The organism is Limosilactobacillus walteri, from assembly GCF_014830205.1.
GTDB classification, from domain to species: Bacteria; Bacillota; Bacilli; order Lactobacillales; family Lactobacillaceae; genus Limosilactobacillus; species Limosilactobacillus walteri.
In genome coordinates this window covers 40,728-61,728 of the sequence record NZ_QORN01000003.1, presented here as the reverse complement: position 1 = coordinate 61,728, position 21,001 = coordinate 40,728, and the positions used below count along the sequence as shown (strand labels likewise).

23 protein-coding genes, 1 tRNA gene and 2 pseudogenes are annotated in these 21,001 nt (G+C 39.1%); 21 read left to right on the top strand and 5 right to left on the bottom strand.

What is annotated here, in order from left to right; translation table 11 throughout:
- Positions 1-37 precede the first annotated feature (37 nt).
- Positions 38-961 carry an Rpn family recombination-promoting nuclease/putative transposase gene (locus DTK66_RS01160; RefSeq protein WP_191667502.1) on the bottom strand — a complete coding sequence of 308 codons (924 nt, stop codon included), beginning with the start codon at positions 959-961 and terminating at the stop codon, positions 38-40.
- Positions 962-1,084: 123 nt separating this feature from the next.
- Between DTK66_RS01160 and DTK66_RS01155 the strand changes: the two genes are divergently transcribed.
- The 10 genes from DTK66_RS01155 (at position 1,085) to DTK66_RS01115 (ending at position 8,496) form a co-directional block, all read left to right on the top strand.
- Positions 1,085-2,410, top strand: a complete 1,326-nt coding sequence (locus DTK66_RS01155) for a dihydrolipoyl dehydrogenase family protein (RefSeq protein ID WP_191667501.1) — start codon at positions 1,085-1,087, stop codon at positions 2,408-2,410.
- 84 nt (positions 2,411-2,494) lie between these two features.
- On the top strand, positions 2,495-2,725 hold the full coding sequence (locus tag DTK66_RS11190) for a nitroreductase family protein (protein ID WP_438268336.1): 231 nt from the start codon (positions 2,495-2,497) through the stop codon (positions 2,723-2,725).
- Positions 2,706-3,134, top strand: a complete 429-nt coding sequence (locus DTK66_RS01150; protein ID WP_438268335.1) for a nitroreductase family protein — start codon at positions 2,706-2,708, stop codon at positions 3,132-3,134. Before DTK66_RS11190 ends, DTK66_RS01150 begins: the two co-directional genes overlap by 20 nt.
- A gap of 216 nt (positions 3,135-3,350) precedes the next feature.
- A complete protein-coding gene (locus DTK66_RS01145) occupies positions 3,351-4,757 on the top strand; it encodes an MFS transporter (RefSeq protein ID WP_191667500.1) in 1,407 nt (468 codons plus the stop codon).
- Between the two features lie 2 nt (positions 4,758-4,759).
- Positions 4,760-5,245 (top strand): GNAT family N-acetyltransferase, encoded by a 486-nt coding sequence (locus DTK66_RS01140; protein WP_191667499.1) that lies wholly within the window; start codon positions 4,760-4,762, stop codon positions 5,243-5,245.
- A gap of 149 nt (positions 5,246-5,394) precedes the next feature.
- Positions 5,395-5,904: a helix-turn-helix domain-containing protein gene (locus DTK66_RS01135; protein ID WP_153930981.1), complete on the top strand. Its 510-nt coding sequence runs from the start codon at positions 5,395-5,397 to the stop codon at positions 5,902-5,904.
- 319 nt (positions 5,905-6,223) lie between these two features.
- A complete protein-coding gene (locus DTK66_RS01130; RefSeq protein WP_153930982.1) occupies positions 6,224-6,607 on the top strand; it encodes a helix-turn-helix domain-containing protein in 384 nt (127 codons plus the stop codon).
- Between the two features lie 241 nt (positions 6,608-6,848).
- Positions 6,849-7,598, top strand: a complete 750-nt coding sequence (locus DTK66_RS01125) for a peptidoglycan recognition protein family protein (RefSeq protein WP_225208944.1) — start codon at positions 6,849-6,851, stop codon at positions 7,596-7,598.
- 69 nt (positions 7,599-7,667) lie between these two features.
- Positions 7,668-7,871, top strand: coding sequence for a hypothetical protein (locus DTK66_RS01120; RefSeq protein ID WP_153930984.1), 204 nt, complete (start codon positions 7,668-7,670; stop codon positions 7,869-7,871).
- 70 nt (positions 7,872-7,941) lie between these two features.
- Complete coding sequence (locus tag DTK66_RS01115; RefSeq protein ID WP_153930985.1) at positions 7,942-8,496, top strand: hydrophobic protein; 555 nt, start codon at positions 7,942-7,944, stop codon at positions 8,494-8,496.
- 62 nt (positions 8,497-8,558) lie between these two features.
- Here DTK66_RS01115 and DTK66_RS01110 read toward each other — a convergent pair whose 3' ends face one another.
- Entirely contained in the window at positions 8,559-9,266 is a 708-nt protein-coding gene (locus DTK66_RS01110) for a Bax inhibitor-1/YccA family protein (protein WP_153930986.1), read from the bottom strand.
- A gap of 125 nt (positions 9,267-9,391) precedes the next feature.
- On the opposite strand from DTK66_RS01110, the gene DTK66_RS01105 reads away from it, so the two are divergent.
- The 7 genes and pseudogenes from DTK66_RS01105 (at position 9,392) to DTK66_RS01075 (ending at position 15,655) form a co-directional block, all read left to right on the top strand.
- Entirely contained in the window at positions 9,392-9,859 is a 468-nt protein-coding gene (locus DTK66_RS01105; RefSeq protein ID WP_225208943.1) for a GNAT family N-acetyltransferase, read from the top strand.
- Position 9,860: 1 nt separating this feature from the next.
- Positions 9,861-10,160 carry an MGMT family protein gene (locus DTK66_RS01100; protein ID WP_368356235.1) on the top strand — a complete coding sequence of 100 codons (300 nt, stop codon included), beginning with the start codon at positions 9,861-9,863 and terminating at the stop codon, positions 10,158-10,160.
- Positions 10,161-10,196: 36 nt separating this feature from the next.
- Positions 10,197-11,213, top strand: a complete 1,017-nt coding sequence (locus DTK66_RS01095; protein ID WP_191667497.1) for a DUF3114 domain-containing protein — start codon at positions 10,197-10,199, stop codon at positions 11,211-11,213.
- 25 nt (positions 11,214-11,238) lie between these two features.
- A pseudogene (locus DTK66_RS01090) lies at positions 11,239-12,419 on the top strand (amidohydrolase).
- A gap of 114 nt (positions 12,420-12,533) precedes the next feature.
- Positions 12,534-14,065, top strand: a pseudogene (locus DTK66_RS01085) (glutamate--cysteine ligase).
- A 90-nt stretch (positions 14,066-14,155) separates the two neighbouring features.
- A complete protein-coding gene (locus tag DTK66_RS01080; protein ID WP_153930991.1) occupies positions 14,156-15,079 on the top strand; it encodes a lactate/malate family dehydrogenase in 924 nt (307 codons plus the stop codon).
- A gap of 3 nt (positions 15,080-15,082) precedes the next feature.
- Positions 15,083-15,655, top strand: a complete 573-nt coding sequence (locus DTK66_RS01075) for an LOG family protein (protein WP_153930992.1) — start codon at positions 15,083-15,085, stop codon at positions 15,653-15,655.
- A 36-nt stretch (positions 15,656-15,691) separates the two neighbouring features.
- Here DTK66_RS01075 and DTK66_RS01070 read toward each other — a convergent pair whose 3' ends face one another.
- A complete protein-coding gene (locus DTK66_RS01070) occupies positions 15,692-16,054 on the bottom strand; it encodes a DUF4828 domain-containing protein (RefSeq protein WP_153930993.1) in 363 nt (120 codons plus the stop codon).
- Between the two features lie 159 nt (positions 16,055-16,213).
- On the opposite strand from DTK66_RS01070, the gene DTK66_RS01065 reads away from it, so the two are divergent.
- From DTK66_RS01065 to wecB, 4 genes are all read left to right on the top strand, one after another.
- Positions 16,214-17,233 carry a Gfo/Idh/MocA family protein gene (locus DTK66_RS01065; protein WP_153931208.1) on the top strand — a complete coding sequence of 340 codons (1,020 nt, stop codon included), beginning with the start codon at positions 16,214-16,216 and terminating at the stop codon, positions 17,231-17,233.
- A gap of 11 nt (positions 17,234-17,244) precedes the next feature.
- On the top strand, positions 17,245-18,552 hold the full coding sequence (locus tag DTK66_RS01060) for a DEAD/DEAH box helicase (RefSeq protein WP_153931209.1): 1,308 nt from the start codon (positions 17,245-17,247) through the stop codon (positions 18,550-18,552).
- A gap of 60 nt (positions 18,553-18,612) precedes the next feature.
- Positions 18,613-18,685, top strand: a tRNA-Arg gene (locus DTK66_RS01055).
- A gap of 114 nt (positions 18,686-18,799) precedes the next feature.
- Positions 18,800-19,927 (top strand): non-hydrolyzing UDP-N-acetylglucosamine 2-epimerase, encoded by a 1,128-nt coding sequence (wecB, locus tag DTK66_RS01050; protein WP_191667496.1) that lies wholly within the window; start codon positions 18,800-18,802, stop codon positions 19,925-19,927.
- 87 nt (positions 19,928-20,014) lie between these two features.
- Here wecB and DTK66_RS01045 read toward each other — a convergent pair whose 3' ends face one another.
- Both DTK66_RS01045 and DTK66_RS01040 read right to left on the bottom strand, forming a co-directional pair.
- Positions 20,015-20,452: a GtrA family protein gene (locus DTK66_RS01045; protein ID WP_153931211.1), complete on the bottom strand. Its 438-nt coding sequence runs from the start codon at positions 20,450-20,452 to the stop codon at positions 20,015-20,017.
- Positions 20,445-20,903, bottom strand: a complete 459-nt coding sequence (locus tag DTK66_RS01040; RefSeq protein WP_191667495.1) for a flavodoxin — start codon at positions 20,901-20,903, stop codon at positions 20,445-20,447. Before DTK66_RS01040 ends, DTK66_RS01045 begins: the two co-directional genes overlap by 8 nt.
- Positions 20,904-21,001: the final 98 nt, after the last annotated feature.

Here is a 21,001-nt window from a genome sequence, read left to right as displayed (position 1 = left end):
TAGGAGACTTATGTCACAGCTCCTTATTCATTTGTAATTATTCTTCTTTAAGAAACTCGTTAACTTCTTGGGCGCTTAAATGATACTTTTCGCTAACCTTTTGCTTAATCACATCTGGCTCTATGTTTAACTCTTGAAGAGTACTAACTAGGTCTTTAATACTGCTTAATCGTGCTTCTTTAAGTCCTTTTTTGCGGCCTTCCTCGAGTCCTTCTTCGCGACCCTTTTTACGCCCCTCTTTAAGTCCTTCTTCTAACCCTTTTCTTTTAGCATCCATCAGATTGATTTCGTACTTCATAAAGCCGTCTCTCCTTTCTGGATCATTTTTAACCCGCTTAATCTCACTTTGAATTTGCGCAATAAACCTACTATTATTGTCATCCTTATTTCGCATTAAAGCAAGGAAGTTTTTGATTGCTTGGTCATCGCTGTCAAATTCTTTGGCAAGAGCGTTGAAAACGACGATTGTCCGCTTGTCATCAAATCTTAAATGATGATCCTTAGTACAAGTTAGTTTAAACTCATAACGGGCCCATCCCCGACCAAAATAGTCGAAATTACAAAACATAATAATATATGTAGGATAATGATTAAGAATTGAATAGTCTTCTCCAGGATGTAATAGCCCGTGGTCGACTTGTTCCTGATAATAGCGTAACCGTGCTGGGAGGTTTTTTTGATCATTTACCTGCATTTCGATGACGACAATATTATTTTTACTGTCACGAACATAGACATCAAAGCGGACACGGCGGGCTCCAACAGAATTGACATCTTTTTGACTTTCTAATTGAATGATTTTCTTTGCTTTGAGTTTTGGTAATGCCCGATTAATTAATTCTAAACAAATTTCCTTATTCTGCATTACCAATCCAAACATGGGGTCACTGGTAATAGTCATTTTCTGCCACCGGTCATAAATGAGAGCGATTTGTTCTTCACGGCTTAAATTTTTATTCATTTTTTTACGTACTCCTTGATTGTTTTTGAGGCCTCTATAATATATATACGTAAAGAATATGATTTTGCATTTTTTAATCTAAGTTGCATTCGGATAAGAAGACGCACTTCTGGAGGGATAAACATGAAAAAATACGATGAGATTTTAATTGGTTCTGGTCCGGCGGCGTATAAGATGTCAAACTTGTTAGCGAAAACGACACATCAAGTATTAGTAATTGAAGGTTTTGAATTTGGTGGAACCTGTCCTAATTATGGTTGTGAACCCAAAATTTTTCTTGAAGGGGCAGCGCGAACAGTCCTTCAATCGCAGCAATTACTCGGAAAGGGTATTAGCCAACCGGCGAAATTAGATTGGCAGACGCTTATGCAAACGAAGCTTGAGCGATTTAATTCGTGGCCTGATGAAACGCGTGCGATTATCAAGAAAAGTCACGATGTAGAAGCGGGATACGCTCATTTTATTGATGACAAAACGGTGAGTGTTAATGGTCGCCAATACCAAGCTGACCATATTATTATTGCGACTGGGCAAACTCCGAACATTTTAGATATTCCTGGAAAAGAGTATTTGCACACAAATTATGATTTATTATCCTTAAAAGAACTGCCGGCAAGAGTCGCTGTTATTGGTGCGGGTTTTGTTGGTCTTGAGTTGGCAACGCTTGTGGCAGCTGCTGGCGCCGATGTTACGATGATCGTTCACTCTGACCGTGTCTTGCGGGGATTTACTCGTGGGGAAGATAAAGCTCTCGTTGATGCCATGCAGAAGCGGGGGATTAAGTTTGTTTTCAACGCTAATACGCAAAAGATTAGTCAGTGTAAAAAAGAGTTGACGGTTACAACTGACCAAGGAGATATTAAGACTGATTATATTCTTAATGCGATTGGACGACACCCCAACATTGAAAAATTAGCTTTAGATAACACTAATATTAAGTATGACCGCCATGGAATCAAAGTAGATGACCACATGATGACTTCAGTTGAGGGGGTATATGCAATTGGAGATGTCGTTAGTCGCAAGCAGCCTAAATTAACGCCAGTTGCTGAATTTGAAGGGCAATACCTATTTAACTACTTAACTGGTAAAACTACTCAACAGATTGCTTATCCGACGATTGGACAAGCTGCCTTTACCTTTCCTGAGGTGGCAAAAGCAGGCGTCAACCCTGATGACGTGGCTAATGATCCACAATACCGGGTTAAGAGAATTCCGCTTAAATACGGAAGCTTATACGCGGGGCAAAATGATCAAATTAGTACTTTAACGTTAGTGTTTAAGGATCAACAATTAGTAGGTGCTAGTGAGATCGGTGATTATGCTGCCGATGATATCAATAATTTTATTCCAATTATTGGCCTACAAATTGATAGCAATGAATACCGTCAGAAGGTCATGGCAATTTATCCAACTTTAGGTGATAAGGTTGCGGGGGCGTTGCTGTAGACTTTGGAAGACATATTGTCAAATTTATTTTCTGAATTATGCTAAACTTTAGTAAGAGCTTTTAATTTGGGAGGTAATTTAATTATGGAGTTGCAAGAAGCAATTAATCAACGGCGCTCAGTTCGTGAATTTAAAGATAAACCAGTTGAGCGTGACATTATTACTAAAATTGTGCAATTAGCGCAGCGAGCACCATCATGGGTAAATTCACAGCCATGGGAGGTTTACTGTGCGATGGGCGATTCGCTTCAACAAATTAAGGATGCTTACCGTGAGCAAGACGCAGCAGGGAACCATGGACAAAATGGGGCGTGAGAAATGGGCTGCGCAGACACAAGCAAATATGAAGCAATGGCGGCATGAAATTGTTCATCACTTTGCTAATTTCGATGAAGCTCATGAAGCAATGACGACTGCTAGTGACACCTTATATCATTCGCCAGTTATTCTTTACGTCACGATTCCCCAGGCATCCCCCGATTGGTCAATCTTTGATGCGGGACTGTTTGCTGAAAACCTGATGCTAGCAGCTACTGATTATGGTTTAGATACAATTCCAACCTATAATAGTGTTCGCTTCCCCGCAATTCTTCATCAAATATTAAAGGTTCCAGAAGATGAACGCTTTATTGTTGGTATCTCACTGGGGTATCCAACCACTGCTAAAATCAACACCTATCGCTCAAAGCGACGACCAGTAAACGAAATTCTTCATTTTAATTAACGGCAACGGGATCGTGACCGGAGTTATTTATTCACGTCCCGCAAGCACAGGGAGGCTCTAGCGTTCGGCTTTTTCCGAATACTAGAGCCTCTTTATGTACTGTGTCTATATAGGGGAGACCTAAGTCACAGCTCTTTTTAATCACCTAATTATTAAATTTAGGCCAATAAGTTTATACTTATCTTAAAGTAGTGGTCAAAATTAGGGAGGTTTATAATGGTAAAGAAAGTTACACCTAAATTAGTAACAGCGATTCTATCAGCTGGAATGCTCTCCTTTTTAGGGATTCTGGACGAAACCGCGACAACAGTTACGTTTCCAACATTAATTAAAGAATTTGCGGTTACGACCGATCAGGTTCAATGGGTTAACACCCTTGTTCTTTTAGTAATTGCGACAATTGTACCGCTTAGTTCGCAAATTAGTTTACGCTTTACTACTAAGAAAATTTTTATTGCAGGAATAGTCTTTTTTATGATTGGGCTTATTATTGATATTTTTACGCCACGGTTTGACTTATTATTGCTTGGACGGGCCTTTCAAGGGATTGGTACTGGAATTGGCTTACCATTGATGTACAATATTATTCTCGCTAAGGTTCCCAAGGACAAACTTGGTTTTATGATGGGGATTGGCACGATGATTACAGCCGTTGCGGTCGCACTTGGCCCCGTCTTTGGTGGCATTGTAACTGACTTGTTAACCTGGCGGTGGATATTCATAATTTCCACTTTTTTAGCTATTATTAGTGCATTTACTGGTTCATATGCGATTACCCAGCTTAATAAGTTACAGAAAGTTAAATTTAAATATGGACAATGGCTGGCGATTGCAGTCGGCTTAGTTTTGCTAATGCTTGGCTTTACTAGTATTGCGAAGAATTCTTTTTGGTCATTTCAGGTCATTGGTTGTTTGGTGTTTGGCTTAGTTAGCTTAGCAATTTGGTTAAAATTGTCTTGGCGTGATCGTCACGCGCTGATTAGTCCGCACCTTTTCCTAAATCTTCACTTTAGCATGCAGTTAATTTGCTATTGTTTTGCTAAAATTACAACTTTAGCGTTAGGATTTATTTTTCCAATCTATGTTCAGACCGTTAATCATGGGTCAGTATCGCTTGCGGGGTGGATTATGCTCCCCGGAGCCATTTGCGATGCCCTAATGGCAGCTTTAGCAGGGAAGCTTTTGGATAAAAAAGGCGCTTGGTTACCAATTATGGGTGGGATAATTGCTAGCCTTGCTGGCGTTGTAATGATGACTGTTGCGGGACTGCACTTATCTGATCTTGAAATTATTTTACTCTACGCTCTTTATTATGGCGGATATGGGATGTGCTTTAGCAGTTTAATGACTAGTGGTCTAACATCACTTTCAGTTGCGGATCATGCCCAAGGAAACGCAATTTTTAATACTTTACAGCAATTTTCTGGTGCGCTAGGGACAGCACTGGCGGGTACATTGATTGCGATTAGTCAAAATAATCACCAGCTACTACGTCAACAAACTACTGCGCTAGGAGCACGATGGACTTTTATGGTTTTGACAGGCTTGATTATCTTAAATCTGGTCATTGCAATTATTTTTGTTCCACGACCGCCGAAAACATCAACTCATCTGGAAGAATAATAATGGTAAAAACATCTTTTCAACTTTATAATTCGATTATGAATGATGAGCAGTTAGTACAAGTAAGTCGGGTGTTTAAGGTAACCTGGCAGCAAGCATACCGCTATATCTTTCCTAAAGATCAGTTATTAAACCTAGATGAACGGGAATGGCAACGAAGTCTTCTGCAACCGGGACGGCATAACATAATTGCGGTCAGTGATGATAATCAAGTTTTAGGAGTTGCGAGTTATGGACGGGCACGTGAACGTACGGCTAACCGCGGTGAGCTAATGACCATTTATGTTTTACCTAAGTACCAAGGTCAGGGATTAGGGGACGTCCTCTTGACGAAAGCAGAGCAAGGACTTCATTTATTAAATTATAGTCACTATATATTATGGGTACTGAGTGATAATCATCAGGCAATGAAGTTTTACTACAATCATGGCTGGAAGACTAATGGAGTAATAAAAGAAAAAATTATACTAGGGAAAAAGTTTCGTTAGTGCAACTTAGAAAATAGTTATCAAGTTTTTATTTCCCGGGAAATTAAATTTGTGACGGCTAGTTGACGGGTGGCTGTCGGCTAAATGACGTGGTCGTTCGGAATATAAAAGTGTATTATCAAAAATGAAATGAGAAGGGAGGAGTAACGATGATTAATAATCAAATAAAGAAACTCCGGATGGCTAAGCATCTTTCACAAGAACAACTTGCTGAAAAGGCAAAGGTTTCGGTAAGAACGATTCAACGGCTGGAGGCAGGTGAAGATGCTAGTATTTCAACGTTAAACCTTGTTGCAGGTGCTCTTGACGTTGAAGTGGGCGACCTGTTTCCACGGACGGATTCATCTAAACAAAAAGAGAAAATTCAGTCAGCTGATGAGTTGCTACAATCTCAGCTGCAACAACGCCATGAGGAATATAAAAATTTCAAAAGAATTTATAATACTTGTTATATTGTCATCATGATGCTCTGGGGATGTCTTTTTCCTCTGGTTGATAGTTCGGCGCTATCCTCAATTATGGGTGTCTTGTGGATTGGGGGCTGGATGATATTTGGTCCGTTAAAGAAATGGATTGAAATTAAGAAAATTACCCCTAAACTAGATACAAAATATCCGTTAACAATCAATCGCTTGGATAAGAACCAGGACCATGGTTAGATAATCAAAATCCGAAAACAAGGGACTAGGAAAAATTAAAAATTTTTCACTAGCCCCTTGTTCACTTTTGCTGGTTTTTAATACCGTGTCCAACTTTTCTTTGAAGAGATTATCATAGTTGTCTAAATTAGAAAAAGGATTGGTCAATTCCTACTTTTTTCTTCGATAAGTTTAACATTTCCTGGGAAATGCGATGGTTGGTAATTTAATTAGGAAATGTAAAATGTTAGTTGCCTAAAAAATAATAAAACGTTCTTGATGCTACCTTATGACTTCGCTAAAATTATTTAACAAAAATAACGAGGGGATAATAAGGACAATGACAAATAATTTTGCAATCCAACTAGCCAAGTTACGAAAAGACGCAGGATTATCACAAGCACAACTGGCGGATCAATTACAGGTATCCCGACAATCAGTATCCAAATGGGAAAACGGAACGGTACTTCCTGATATTGACCGGATTATTGAAATTTCAAATATCCTGCAAGTTAGTTTAGATGAATTAGTCTTAGGAAAACAGAAGGTTGCCGAAACCTCGATGATTAATAAACTAGTTAATTATTATCTTGAAAGTGATAAAAAGAGTAGTGAATGGCGGCAACGGCCGGTTAATAATATCTGGGAATTTTTGGCGCGTTATTGGTGGGTATTAATTGCTTTATTTATAGTTATTGGATGCATCATTGGTTCTATAACTTAATATTTTTAATTATTTTCTAACAAATTTCAAATTTAGTAGTTACAATAGTTGTATGCGAAAAAGAAAAAACAAAAGGCAACGACGAAAACAGATATATTTGCTAATAGGGCTATTATTAGGACTTGTGCTTGCTTTGAGCGTGTACCATACGCATCGAACGAGGACTGTCAATAATTCGTATCCAGTTGATGAGACCGTCACGCTTTCTAGTACAGCTAAAATATATAACTCACTTTCATCAATGAAAGAAACTGATACTGAATTTAACCGGGAAGCAACGTATAAAGTTAATCGCTACTACTTAACCGGGAAAAGTCAAAATGAAGTGTACGCGCGGATTGTCGATAACGGTCGCAATTATTTTGTTCGTTCTACTGAACTTAACCTGATAATGACCAACGCTATCAATAAATATATTGCACAAGCGGACTATCCGCACGCAACGATTAACCGACAGATATCATCTCGCTTTACTAAGCAGCAATATCGGACAGCAACTGGTAAACCACGAGGGGTAATTATCCACGATACTGGTAATGAAAATTCCACAATTAATAGTGAAGTTTCATATATGGAGAAAAATTATGCTGCTACTCGGGTCTTTGTCCATACATTTATTGACGCTCAACAGATTCTAAATATTGCTGATCCAAAATATATGGCTGAGGGTGCGGGTCCCAATGCTAATCCATACTTTATTCAATTTGAAATGCCACATGAATATACAGCGACAGCGTTTGCTAACCAAATTGCCAATGCTGCCTACTATACTGCTTATAATTTAAAGCAAAATAATCTTCCCGTGATAAAGGGAAATAAGGATGGTGGGGGAACGGTTTGGACCCATGCAATGATTTCAAGTTATTTCGGCGGCACTGATCATCAGGACCCAATCTCATACTGGTCAACATCAGCTAAAAAACTCTTTGACACGTCCTATACCATTAATGATTTTATCGTATTGGTGCAGGCGTATTATAATAAAATGTAGGTCAAAAGATATTATTGGAAATAGTTGGCATCTATAAGAGCTAGTTGCTTATCAAAGGAGAAAATAAACTTGAGTAAATATGATTCATTATGGCAGTATATTCGTCAAAACTATCAACAAGATTTTACACTTACATTTGATGAAATAGAAAAGATTGCAGGGATACCGCTTGATCATTCGTTCTTGCGATTTAAGAAAGAATTAGTAAACTATGGCTTTACTGTTGAAAAAATTTCGTTAAAAAAACGGACCGTTAAATTTAATCGTTTATAAAAACATTCATAAGTAAAATGTTGGAGAGTCATGCCTATCTATCGTATAGTTACATTAGGAGGGATAGGGTATGACTCTCTTATTTATCTTTTGCTTATTAATTATGTATAATTTTATTAAAGGGACCTTTCAGTTGGAACCTGTGACTAAGACTAGCTTTATTGTTATCCCGATTTATGCAATTGTAATGACCGTTATTTCGATGTTTACTGAAACGAAGGAATGGCATTTGTCAGTTACAATTGTTTTAATTCTAATTGGAATAATGTTAGGTTGGTTTCAAACGTTTAGTGTCCGTGTTGTTAAAACTGCTAAAAAAGATAAGTATGGTAACCATATTTTTAAGTATTGCCGGGGATGGGCTTACCTTTATGGCTTTGCGCTTGTTTTTATGGTTGAAATTGCGACTAATTATATGTTGGGACTAAAAGTTACGGTTAAAAGTGTTTTATTTGAACTGTTAAATGAAGTTTTACGTGAGCGATTTAAATTCTTACCTGATAATGGATGGGTGGTTTGGCTGTTACTTGCGGTAACGACAAGTGTCTATACTATGATCCTTGTTCATCATTATCCGTGTATCAAAGAAGCGTTGTATTGGAAAAAATATAAAAAAGAAGCGTAATTTGTGGACAGACAAAAACGCCTAGTCAAGATGGTGATTTCACCTATGACTAAGCGTTTTATTTATCGTTCGTCGTTAGAACCAAAGATATCTAGGAAACTAACGAAGAGGTTAATAAAGTCAAGATATAATTGCAAGGCACCAAGGACCGCTAATCCATTGGAAGATACTTGATCACCACATTCAAGATAAATATTTTTCATTCGTTGAGCATCCCATGCTGTTAATGCAGTGAAAATAATTACGGCAACAATCGACAAGATATAATTAATCATCGGACTTTGAACGAAGAAATTAACGAGTAACGCAATAATCAAGCCCACCAAGGCAGCACTAGCATAGGAACCTAGCCTTGTAAAATCGCGGTGCGAAAAAGTTCCGATGACTGCCATTGTTAAGAATACGCCAGCAGACGAGACAAAAGCAGTTGCAATATCTGTTCCAGCATAGGCTCCCGCAATAAACGCAAAGGTAATTCCGTACACAATAGCAGTAATAATCAATAGGAAGAAACAGAGTCCAGGACTTCGTGTGGCATTAAAACTGATTCCAAAAGTTAAGATAATAGGTAAGAGAATAATTAACCAAATTCCCCAGCGATTATTAACCATAAATGCAGTAAACTGTTTAGCAAAAACATCTATTACCAGCCAAGCGGTTAGTGCTGAAAGTAACACAGCCAATGTCATCAAGCCATACATCTTTGTTAGGAACCGATTTAAGCCTGTAATATCAGCAACGTTTCGACGATTAGGTGAAAAATCATCCATAATTAATCGCTCCTTTCCACAACAACTAGTTATCTATCTTTATTATATTCCATAAATTTAATAATAAAATCAATTTGCAATAAATTAATATTTTTCATTACAATAGGAAAATAAGGAGGAATTCTATGATACAGTGGTATGACAAGCAATTTGATGAATTAACGGTTAATGAACTATTGGCGATTTTGAAATTACGCGCAATCGTTTTTAATCAAGAACAGCATAGTTCATATCCTGACCCTGATGATCAAGATCGCCACGCTCATCATGTTTTTGCGATAAAAGATAGGCAAATTATTGCGTATGCCCGATACTTTATTCAGGATAATTATGCAACATTTGGCCGGGTAGTTGTTGCACCTCGATTTCGTAAGACGGGACTTGGCGGATCGATTGTTGACCATCTTTTACACGGGATTGTACATAACTATGCAAACCGTGAAATTATTATTCATGCGCAAGCATATGTTGAGAAATTTTATCAACAGTACGGGTTTCTGGCGGTTGGTGATCACTTTACCGAAGCAGGACGTGAACATGTGACGATGATTTATCAACCACGGACCAAAAAAGAGGTGACTGATTACGACTAAAATCGATGAGCAGTTTATTCAAGCAGTTTTAAACATCGTTGATATAATTCCGAATGGTCGTGTAGCTACTTATGGACAAATTGCCCGGATAATCGGTCACCCGCATAATGCCCGCCTAGTAGGGAAAGTCCTTGGTAAATTTGGTGGGCGTGGTCATCATCCGTGCCACCGGGTTGTTACTGCGACTGGGCGGTTAGTTCCAGGATGGTTTGACCAACGCCCAATGTTATTAGCAGAAAATATTCCGTTTAAAGATGAAAATCATGTTGATATTAAACACTGTCATTGGCAGGGAATATAATTTCTAATTTCCCCGGAAATAAAGCAGGAGCAAGTAATGCAAAATTACCAAATAGGATCAATACCTTATATGAAAATGCTTAGGCAAAGCAGGCTAACTGCCCATGAGCAATTGGACTTAATTCTTAACCACCACCTTAAAGCTGAAATTGACGAGAATCATTTTCTACAATTATTAAGTAAAGAATATCGGTTAGCGCCTCAACTAGCGCCAACTAGTTATTTTTACGCCTATTTTCGCGACTTAGTGGTAGATGCTTATCACTCTTCAACGGGATTATCATCTGATTTATTAGGACAGAAAATTCACTTATTTCGTAGTTATCTTGACCGGCAAAATATTTATTTTATCCGCAATTATCGTCGTCCGCAGCTTCATTCTGGTGCAACTGACCTCCAGCGTTTACTATGTTATTTGCGTGATAATCACCTAAGAGCAGACTTTAAAACGGGAGCAAACTTTCATAATCGTTACCATGGGGTATTTACTTATCCTCAAAATATGAAAGTTCAGTTGATACGTAGTTCTGTCCGTTATAAGCGAAATCCGGCAAGAATGATTGAATTTATTATCAATATAGCTAGCGGTCGTTTTGTTAGTCAGTGGAATGTTTACCACCAAACTTCTCATGGCCTGATCGATACTAATCCAGATCATTATTCACTTAGTCAGTTACAGCAAGTTGCTAATATTGAGTCCTTTAATTACGGGATTCCTTACGGTGGACGATTGGTCGTAGGAAAATATCGTCATATGCACCAATATCTAGATGTTAACCAACCAGCTAATAGTAAAGTTCGGCGGGTAGCAAAAGATTATTGGCACTTTCCTCATGATTATGATCGTCATGGCGATTATGCTGATTTGATTAAAAAGCCGCGTGACATTATTGCTTGGCGCAAGGTTCCACAATGTCAACGACATCTAATTTATGTGGATTTTATTGACTATTTAAGGAAGCAACAAATAGAAAATAAGGGAATAAACGCTTATTTTTCCGTTACGCCAAAATACCAGCAATTCTATGCCCAATGGACGCTAGGGTTGTTATAATGGTAGCTAAAGGGAGCACGATGATATGGATAATGAGTTTCAAAGAGCGTTAATGAAAAAATTAAATGAGCACGAGGACGAAATTATTAAAATTCGTCGCTATTTGCATGCCCATCCAGAGACTTCTTTTCACGAAAAGAATACGGCACGGTATATCAAAGAATTTTATCGGCATTTAGATTGTAAGTTACGAGATTGTGGAGATGGTTATGGAATTCTTGTCGATATTCACGGCCCGCGTCCTGGCAAGTGTTTAGCATTACGGGCTGATTTTGATGCCTTAGCAATTCAAGAGGCCAATGATTTACCATTTAAGTCACAAAATCCGGGAGTAATGCATGCCTGTGGTCATGATGGACATACAGCATACATGATGGTATTAGCTAAATGTTTAATTGAATTAAAAGATATGTTAACGGGAACCGTGCGAATTATCCACCAACCCGCAGAAGAAGTTTCACCGGGCGGGGCATTATCGATGATTCAATGGACGGTGTTGATAATGTTGTTGGCATCCATGTAATGAGTACGATGCCGACAGGAACAATCCAGCTTCATCCCGGGCCAACCCAAACTGGTCGTGCTAATTTTGATTTGACCTTTATAGGTAAGGGCGGTCATGCATCGATGCCTCAGTTAAGTCATGACGCGATTGTAGCCGGAAGTTATTTCGTTACTACTGTTCAGACGGTAATATCACGACGGCTTAATCCGTTTGATGTCGGCAGTGTTACAATTGGTTCTTTTGATGGTGCGGGATCATATAATGCAATTAAAGAAAGCGTCAAATTAAAAGGCGATGTGCGGATTATGAGTGAAAAAACACGGGAAATAATTAAGACATCAATTCAAAAAGTTATTAAGGGGATTGATGAGTCCTTTGATGTTCGTAGTGAATTAAAATACGATGATAATTATCCAGTGTTGGACAACAACCGTTCTTTTACCGCTGAAATTGAAGAATGGCTAAAAGAAGCGCAACTTCCGCGAGTAACAGCAATTAAAGATAGCGGCTTTGTGAATGCATCTGAAGATTTCTCTTATTTTGCTCAGGCTGTTCCAAGCTGTTTCTTTTATGTTGGATGTCAGCCTGCTGATGGCGGCAATTACCCTCATCATAGTCCGGAATTTATGTTGAATGAGAAAGCGCTTTTAATTTGCGCTAAAGCAATGGGAACAGTTGTAACAAACTATTTTAACCATTAAAATTAAAAAGTGACTGATTTATGTTATTAGCTAAAATACTTAAGCAATTATTGTCTATTATGTTCTAAAAGTGTTATGGTTGATTTTAAGTAAAATGATTGGAGGGATTCTTGGATGGGAACCGATTATGATCAACTAAAAGCCGCTTTAAAAGAGCCTGCGTTAAATGCAAAGTTATTCTCTTCGCAGTTTGGTTTGGAGGCAAAAAAGCACCGGATTTTGACCAATGGCCGGGCAAGTCGTTATCCATATCCTGAAAATCTGCGTTCGCGGCAATATAATATCTATTTAAACTCAGGATTTACGGATGATATGATGGATTTTGAAACATCACCGGTGGTTGGGGCTACCAATGCTGTCCGTCAGTTAAAAATGTTGGAACAAATTGTTATTTCACAATTACATAGCGATGAACGATTATGGCCATTAAGTATGGCACCTGGACCAACCTATCAGCATGATTTAGAGTACTTGAAGACCGCCTTTACTAAGACATGGGACCAAGATACGCATGATTATTTAGGAAAAAATATGGTATTGTTCAAGAAATACTGGGTGATGTTCATGTTAATTTTAGCCTTGATAGCGGCTTGATTGATGAGCTTTACCAGCGCTTTTATGTGAACCGTTATCCTAGTCGAATTGAGTTTCAAAACCATTTGTACTTTAAGCTTGCGCAGAAGTTTTGCCTTTACCAATGGCTATTTACATATTTATATGGCGCTAGTCCTGTTTCCAAGGATATGCCGCATAGTATTCCTGACGACCTTCAATTGCCAGTTCGGAGTTTAAGGTGTAGTGATTACGGAGATGATAACTTTACTAACGAGCAGGTTACATATGCATCATTTGACCAACATTTTACAGAGTTACGCCGATTTATGAATGATGGTACTTACTATAGTATGAAAGAGTTCTTTGGCCCGGTGCGCTTGCGTCGCCATAATCATGATACGCGAGATGTTACTGGTGCTTTGCAAGCGGGGATCGATTACCTTGAATTTCGTAATTTTGATCTCGATCCCTTATCACGGACAGGTATTAGTGATGATACGATTAATTTTCTTGAGTTGATGCTTTTAAACAGTATTCTTTCTCCGCTCCCAGATAATTTAACTGAGAGATTGACTGAAGCAAAAAAACGTAACAATGAAGTTGCATTGCAAAAGCCAAAAGACCAGTTGCCGTGGATGCATGACGCGGCGATGGAATTAATTGCTGAATTGCAAAACTTTATTGTCGAATTTAATGCGCCACGGGAGTATCAACTAGCATTAAAGTTTGTTCAGCGACGAGTAGACGATCCATCATTAACGCTTAGCGGTCAATTAGCTGACCAATTAGAAGATGGTGACTTGTTATCATTTGGATTAAAGATTGCTAATGACCGTTATACTAAGAACATTAATTTTCAGCACCCGCTTCAGGCAATTAGCGATGTTTATTCAGACGATATTCAACGACTAGTTAGAGCAGCAATTGAATTAGGAATTCAAGTTGAACTACAACCAATGCAAGTAATATTACATGTCGGCGACCATAAGGAAAGTTACGAGGCGCAAGCACGGTTTGACTTCTCAAAGGGAGCGCGAGACCTTGTCCTTGCTGATTTCCCTGAAGCAAAACAATTTCAAGAAGAAAACTAAAAAAGGGTCCAGACTGTTGAAACATCAATGTTCTGGACCTCTTCAGCTAAATAATAATTTATTTCCCGGGAAATAGAAAGAAGCGCAAACATGAGAAAGATTGGAGTTATTGGCTTAGGTCATGTTGGCCGAATGTTAGCAAACCAATTAGTAATGAACGATAAAGTCGATGAATTAGTGCTTATAGATAAAGATGATCAGTTAGCAGTTGCTGTTCAAGCTGATTTGAATGATGCGCAAGTAGTATTGGCAACGCACACTAAAATCATTATTCAAGATTATGCAGCGTTAGCAGATGCAGATATTTTAGTGACGGCTTTTGGTAAGAGCGAGCTATTAAAGCAACAGCCGATGGCAGAACTAGAAACTAGTTACTATCAAGCACAACAAGTTGGCCAACAAATTTTTAAGAGTGACTTTAGCGGTATTCTAATTAACCTTACTAATCCTAATGAGGCAATTACAGCCGTTCTTCAGCAAACGGTGGGATTGCCACAAAAACAAGTTATTGGAATCGGGACAGTTATTGAAACGGCACGACTTCATCGAGCAATTGCAGAAGGGGCGCGGGTTGCTACGGCCAATGTTACTGGTTTTGTTTATGGGCAGCATGATGGCCACCAAGTATTTGCTTGGTCGACAGTTCATGTAAATGGTCAGCCATTAACAGCGGCAATTAATGGTCATCACTTAGACCAAAGCCAACTAAAAGTAAAAGCTAACCTCAGTAATTGGTATACGATTAATGGCCTTGGTTATAATGTGAGCGCAGTGACCGCGTGGACCTTACGGATCATGACAGCGATTTTTGCAGATGAACAGTTAGCATTACCAGTTGCTATTTATCAGCCACAGTATTTAACTTATATCGGCTTTCCAGCACTAATTGGTCGTCAAGGAGTAGGCAATCTACTTCTATTAAACCTTTATCCGTTAGAACAAGAGGAGATCAAGAGTGCTGCAGAAACAATTAAACATCAAATAGAATCGTTAAAGAATATTAAAGGGGAGTAATAAATGATTAAAAGAATTGCAGTTTATTGTGGTGCCCGTGATGGAAATGATCCAGCGTTTGATCAGGAAGCTCAACGTTTTGGTGAGTGGCTGGTAGCACACGATATTGAATTAGTCTATGGGGCAGGAGCTTTTGGCTTAATGGGGACGCTAGCTCGGACAGTCCTTAAAAATGGCGGAATGGTTCATGGGGTGATTACTACTGAATTAGCCCAGCGTGGGGCCATTTACAAAGAATTACCAGATGTAAAAATAGTTCCCAATATGGATATTCGCAAACAAACAATGATGCGCCTTGCTGATGGCTTATTAGCTTTTCCCGGTGGATTTGGAACATTAGAAGAAATTAGTGAAGCGGCTTCTTGGACAACCGTTGGTGATAATAAGAAACCGGTTGCTTTTTATAATTTTGCAGGCTTTTATGATCCGCTTAATGAGTTATTTAAACGGATGAATAAGGCGGGGTTTGTAGAGGATCCTTATTTAAACAGCGTCTGTTTTAGTGACCAATTTGACCAAATCCTCACTTTTATGCAAAATTATCATGCCCCGGCTCACCGGCGTTACGGAAAATAATTTAAAAATAAAAAACGCTGAACTACAGCGCCAACATTATTTTAATGGTTGAATGGTGTAAATTTGGTCATCAGCTTCATCAGTTAATGAAACCGGACGTTGTTCATTTGCCCGGATCGTAATATGGTAGCCAAACCGATCAAGAAAAACTAACTTATCAGGCTTGATTTGTTGAACCGTTGCCGGGATGATTTGGTTATCGATACCGAGTTTTAATTCAGGAGATATGGTTATTTTATGGGAGCGATCTCGTTCCTTATCGTAATATTGCCAAGTGCCAGCATAAAAGATTGGTAGTGCGATCGTGTTGTTGCTTTTTTTGGCGCGACTGAACCCTAAAGTGCTAGTGAGTCCAGCCATTAGTCCCGCGCCGAAAAGTAACATTCCCTTTTTTCTCATATTTTATCAGTCTCCTCAATTAAGTGATAAGTCATTTCATAACATAACCAATTATACACACATTTCTATTATCAGAAGATTTCATTTCTGTTAAAAACACGCAATAATTGTTAAAATTAGATGTAACTAAAGAAATATTTGAAAAGGAAGAGTTGTTTTATGCTAAAACTTGGAGTTATTGGAACACATATTATTACTGATCAAATGTTAGATGCGGCGAAGACAACTGGCAAATATAAATTGACAGCCGTGTATTCTCGGACATTGGCTCGGGCTGAAGAATTTGGTAAGCCTTATGGGGCAACTGAATTTTACGATGATCTTGACCATTTCTTTGAAGACGGCGATTTTGATGTTGTCTATGTTGCTTCGCCAAATAGCTTGCACTACCAACAGGTACGGCAGGCAATTGAAAATGATAAATTTATCATTGTTGAAAAGCCGGCATTTGTGAATCCAACTGAATATAGTGCGATTGAATCATTACTTGCCGCGCACCCTAAGGCTCGGCTAGTTGAAGCTGCTCGTCATATCCATACTAAGATCTATCAAGCTGCAATGGCAAAGGTTGATGAGATGAAGAAAAACCATGTACAAGGGGCAACCTTGACAGTCATGAAGTATTCATCACGTTATGATAAGGTCTTAGCTGGTGAAGAACCCTATCCCAACATCTTTACCCTTAAGTACGCTGGTGGTGCATTAATGGACTTGGGTGTTTATGCTGTTTATGGAGCTATTACAATTTATGGTGAACCAGAATCAGTTGTTTACTTCCCAACGCTAGCTAAAACTGGGGTGGATGCAAAGGGGGTTGCAATTCTTAATTATGATAAGTTTACAGTAACCTTAAACTTTGGTAAGACTGCTAATTCGCACTTATACTCTGAAGTATATGGATTAAAAGATACTTTAGTATTTGATAGTATTTTTGACACTACCAAGGTCACTTATTATGATGCTGACCAGCAAGCTCACCCGATTGAAGCACCGGTTGAAAAGAATTCCATGACTGATGAAATGAATGATTTTGCGGATCTCTTTAATAATCCTGATGATGAAGAAGAGATGAAAAAGTACAAGCATTGGTTAGAATTATCAAAGACCGTTAACTCTGTCATGTACTCATTACGACAATCCGCACAGTTGGTTTTCCCAGCAGATAACGATCAAGAATAGGATGATTTAATTTGATCGAACAATTTCAAAAACATTTTGATGAAAAATATAAGCAGCCGACCGCAATTCAGACGGCAGTAGCACCAGCTCTTCAAGGCGACCAATCCGTCCTTGGGATTGCGCCTACTGGTTCAGGAAAAACTTTAGCGTTTACGTTACCGTTATTGCCTAAGATTATGCCTGGCGCAGGAATTCAACTATTAGTTTTGGCTCCTTCACAGGAGTTAGCGATTCAAACAACAAGGGTTATTCGTGAATGGGCTACTCTCATTGGGGTTAGTGTTCAATCACTAACTGGTGGCGCAAATTTACGCCGGCAAGTAGTTAAGCTTCATCAACACCCTGATGTTGTTGTTGGTACGCCGGGACGGGTACTCCATATGCTTGATAACCACCACCTAAAGCTTGGTCACCTAATGACAATGGTGGTGGATGAAGCTGATGATATGCTTCAAGATGATACCTTAGCAGTAGTTGAAGATATTGAACGAGCTACTCCCTTATCAACCCAGTTAGCTTTTTTCTCTGCTACTAAATCGCCAGTTCTTGACCAGCTAAACGTGATGTTTGGCCGTGATATTGAGATCATTGATGTTCGGGATCAAGATACTTCACGGGGACCGGTTGAGCATGGCTATTTAAGCGCACGGACAAATGCGCAAAAAACAGCAACTTTGCGTCGGTTAACAAGTATTAAAGATTTTCGGGCCTTAGTCTTCTTTAATAGTACCCGGACACTTAATTATGCTGCTAGCCGTCTTCGACATGAGCATGTTCCAATAGCAACGCTTGGTGGGCGGCAAAAGCAAACCCAGCGTGAAAAGGCTATGCGGATGTTTCGCAAACGGCAAATTAAATTATTACTAACGACAGATTTAGCTGCCCGTGGAATTGACATTCCTAAGTTGCCAGCAGTAATTAACTTTGACTTACCGACAAGTCTAAACACTTATATTCACCGTGTTGGCCGGACTGGTCGACAAGGTGAGCCTGGGCTAGCGATTAGTTTAGGTGATGATCATGATATTCGTGACTTGAAGAAGCTGCTGCGGGAGACTGATTATGAGCTGACAAAGTTATATGTTGGCGATAACCAGCTAACGAATAAGAAACCGGAAGCTGGCCAACAAGTTATCTCAATTAATAAGCAAGCTAGTCGTCACCTGCAAAAGCAGCAGCTAACTGGCGAGCCGCGATTGCAAAGGAAGATTGACAAAACGCTTAATGGCTTTTCAAAACCTAAGAAACGGCGAAAGAAAAAGAACCGTAAAAATAAGGGAATTCGCTTAAAGCACCGTCGCCAAAACGGCGAAAATTAAAAAAAAGAATATTATCGTCTTTACGTAACGGCTAGTAAATGCGATAATATTCTTTAGTTTGGTCCTATAGTATAATTGGATAGTACATCCGCCTCCTAAGCGGTCGATTCCGGTTCAAATCCGGATGGGACCATTAATAATCCAGCTGACGTGATTGCTCTAGTTTAGTGATTGCGTCTTTTTTTATTGCAGATGAATAAAAAGTTTTTTAAACTGGTACCATGAGATGCTGAAAGGGGAGTGGAAGATGCAGCCACCATATAAGGTAATGTTTTTATTTGGCACACGGGCGGAAATCTTAAAACTAGCGCCGATTATTCGCCTAATGCACCGTGATGTTGATAAATGGCAAGCTGTTCTTGTTGCTACGGCGCAGGGTGATTCACAGTTATTAAATGATACTTTAGAATACTTAAAATTTCATGTTGACTTTAGTGTCGACGCATCGAATATTGCGAATTCTAATGAGGTCGAGCAGCTTAGTCAACTTTTGCATAACTTAAATAATGTTATAAACGCGGGACAGCCTGATATGGTTTTGGTAGCCGGGGATGCCACTACTAGTCTTGCCGCTAGCTTAATTAGTTTTTATCACCATATTCCATTAGGACATGTTGAGGCTGGCTTGCGAACTTATGAACGCTATTCGCCATTTCCAGATGAGATGCACCGGCGCCTTACCGATGACCTGGCAAACCTTTATTTCGCACCAACGACTGGTGCCCGTGATAACTTGTTACAAGAGCACCATCCAGCAAAACAAATTTATGTTACTGGCAATACGGCAGTTGATAGCGTTGAGTGTAACCTTCAAGAAGATTTTGATCATCCCTTGTTGCGTAAAATTCCTGCAGATCATCGGATTCTACTAATGACGATGCGCCGCAAAGATAATCTGGGGACACCAATGAAGCGGGTATTTCATACAATGCGTGATATTATTGAGACCAATAAAGACGTGGAACTGATTTTTCCGGTTTACCCTCATGCAGAAGAAGTATCTTTAGCCGATGAAGTCCTTGGTGAACATGAGCGGATTCATCTCATTGAACCTCTTAACCACCATGATTTCTTGAACATTGCTGCTCGTAGTGCAATTTTATTAACCGATTCTGGAGGCCTTCAAGAAGAAGCCCCTGCGCTTCATCGACCGGTTCTCCTTTTACGTGATGAGACAGAGCGGCAAGAGGCAGTGAGCCTAGGGAGCGTTAAAATTGTTGGAACTGATCCAACTACGATCCAGCAAGCAGTTTTTGAATTATTGAATGATGAGAAAAAATATCGCCAAATGGAACAGGCGGAGATGCCGTTTGGAGATGGCCATGCCAGCGAAAAGATCCTTAATATTATTGAAAAATATTTATACCAAAAATAGATGATCCCCGTTAACATACAAATAGCTTAATGCGTAAAAAGCTCCTAAATTCGGAATTCCGAACTCAGGAGCTTTTTTGCGTTTTCTTTATTTATCCGCAATATCGCGGTTGTCTTTGAAAATTAACCACTTTGAGAAAACATAGTTAGCAATTACAACGATGACATTATCGATAAACTTAACGATAAATTGTTGGAGCGGATCATTAAAACCAAGTAATGAAACTCCAACGTACATAATGATAATATCTAAGACTAAGGTTAAGCCACGGTAAAAGTAGAATCGTAAAAATTCGATGATGAAGTCAGTAATAGTTGTATAATGTGAGCCAAAGACCCAGACCTTATTAGTAAAATAGGCAACTAAGACTGATAAAAACCATGCAATAATGTTGGCTAACTGATAATTCCAATGTAACCCAGAACTCAAAATCTGGAACACTGCCAAGTTAACCACCGTTGTTACGACGCCCCAAAATAGGTAGGCGATGATTGACTTATATTTTTCCCACAAATCTTTAATCATCAAGCTTGGCCGCCTTTTCTACTAATTGCTTAGCGAAAGCATCGAGTTTTTCAATATCTTCTTCATCTGGAGCTAGGTTAATCTTGACATTTTCAGCGCCCTTTATTGCCCCGGTTTTTGCGAACGCTGCCCCGAATTTATCAACAGCGACGCAGAAGTCATCACCATAAAAGGTATCTCCAGAACCAGCGACCCCATAAACCTTACCCTGCAATTGTTCATCTTGCAGGTCTTCGTAAAAGTCGAGCCCCTCTTCTGGTAATGCGCCTTCATCATAAGTATAAGGACAGATCACACAAATATCAGCGTCTTCAAAGTCGACGGGATCAGCCATTGTCATTTCCACTTCATCGACTTCAACATCTAAATCTTCAAGGGCATCAGTGATGATATCGGCAACGTCTTCGTTATTACCAGTAATCGTTGCGTATACTACAAGTGCTTTTGCCATTTTATAACCTCCATTTAATTTATAACGTTCATATAGTATAGCACGCTTTACGATATCACGGCAGACAAGTGGTATACTATTTATGTTAGATTGTAAAG

Coding starts and splice junctions, on each gene's coding strand:
- DTK66_RS01160 (WP_191667502.1), bottom strand. CDS start 961: ATGAATAAAAATTTAAGCCGTGAAGAACAAATCGCTCTCATTTATGAC.
- DTK66_RS01155 (WP_191667501.1), top strand. CDS start 1,085: ATGAAAAAATACGATGAGATTTTAATTGGTTCTGGTCCGGCGGCGTAT.
- DTK66_RS11190 (WP_438268336.1), top strand. CDS start 2,495: ATGGAGTTGCAAGAAGCAATTAATCAACGGCGCTCAGTTCGTGAATTT.
- DTK66_RS01150 (WP_438268335.1), top strand. CDS start 2,706: ATGGACAAAATGGGGCGTGAGAAATGGGCTGCGCAGACACAAGCAAAT.
- DTK66_RS01145 (WP_191667500.1), top strand. CDS start 3,351: ATGGTAAAGAAAGTTACACCTAAATTAGTAACAGCGATTCTATCAGCT.
- DTK66_RS01140 (WP_191667499.1), top strand. CDS start 4,760: ATGGTAAAAACATCTTTTCAACTTTATAATTCGATTATGAATGATGAG.
- DTK66_RS01135 (WP_153930981.1), top strand. CDS start 5,395: ATGATTAATAATCAAATAAAGAAACTCCGGATGGCTAAGCATCTTTCA.
- DTK66_RS01130 (WP_153930982.1), top strand. CDS start 6,224: ATGACAAATAATTTTGCAATCCAACTAGCCAAGTTACGAAAAGACGCA.
- DTK66_RS01125 (WP_225208944.1), top strand. CDS start 6,849: ATGAAAGAAACTGATACTGAATTTAACCGGGAAGCAACGTATAAAGTT.
- DTK66_RS01115 (WP_153930985.1), top strand. CDS start 7,942: ATGACTCTCTTATTTATCTTTTGCTTATTAATTATGTATAATTTTATT.
- DTK66_RS01110 (WP_153930986.1), bottom strand. CDS start 9,266: ATGGATGATTTTTCACCTAATCGTCGAAACGTTGCTGATATTACAGGC.
- DTK66_RS01105 (WP_225208943.1), top strand. CDS start 9,392: ATGATACAGTGGTATGACAAGCAATTTGATGAATTAACGGTTAATGAA.
- DTK66_RS01095 (WP_191667497.1), top strand. CDS start 10,197: ATGCAAAATTACCAAATAGGATCAATACCTTATATGAAAATGCTTAGG.
- DTK66_RS01080 (WP_153930991.1), top strand. CDS start 14,156: ATGAGAAAGATTGGAGTTATTGGCTTAGGTCATGTTGGCCGAATGTTA.
- DTK66_RS01075 (WP_153930992.1), top strand. CDS start 15,083: ATGATTAAAAGAATTGCAGTTTATTGTGGTGCCCGTGATGGAAATGAT.
- DTK66_RS01070 (WP_153930993.1), bottom strand. CDS start 16,054: ATGAGAAAAAAGGGAATGTTACTTTTCGGCGCGGGACTAATGGCTGGA.
- DTK66_RS01065 (WP_153931208.1), top strand. CDS start 16,214: ATGCTAAAACTTGGAGTTATTGGAACACATATTATTACTGATCAAATG.
- wecB (WP_191667496.1), top strand. CDS start 18,800: ATGCAGCCACCATATAAGGTAATGTTTTTATTTGGCACACGGGCGGAA.
- DTK66_RS01045 (WP_153931211.1), bottom strand. CDS start 20,452: ATGATTAAAGATTTGTGGGAAAAATATAAGTCAATCATCGCCTACCTA.
- DTK66_RS01040 (WP_191667495.1), bottom strand. CDS start 20,903: ATGGCAAAAGCACTTGTAGTATACGCAACGATTACTGGTAATAACGAA.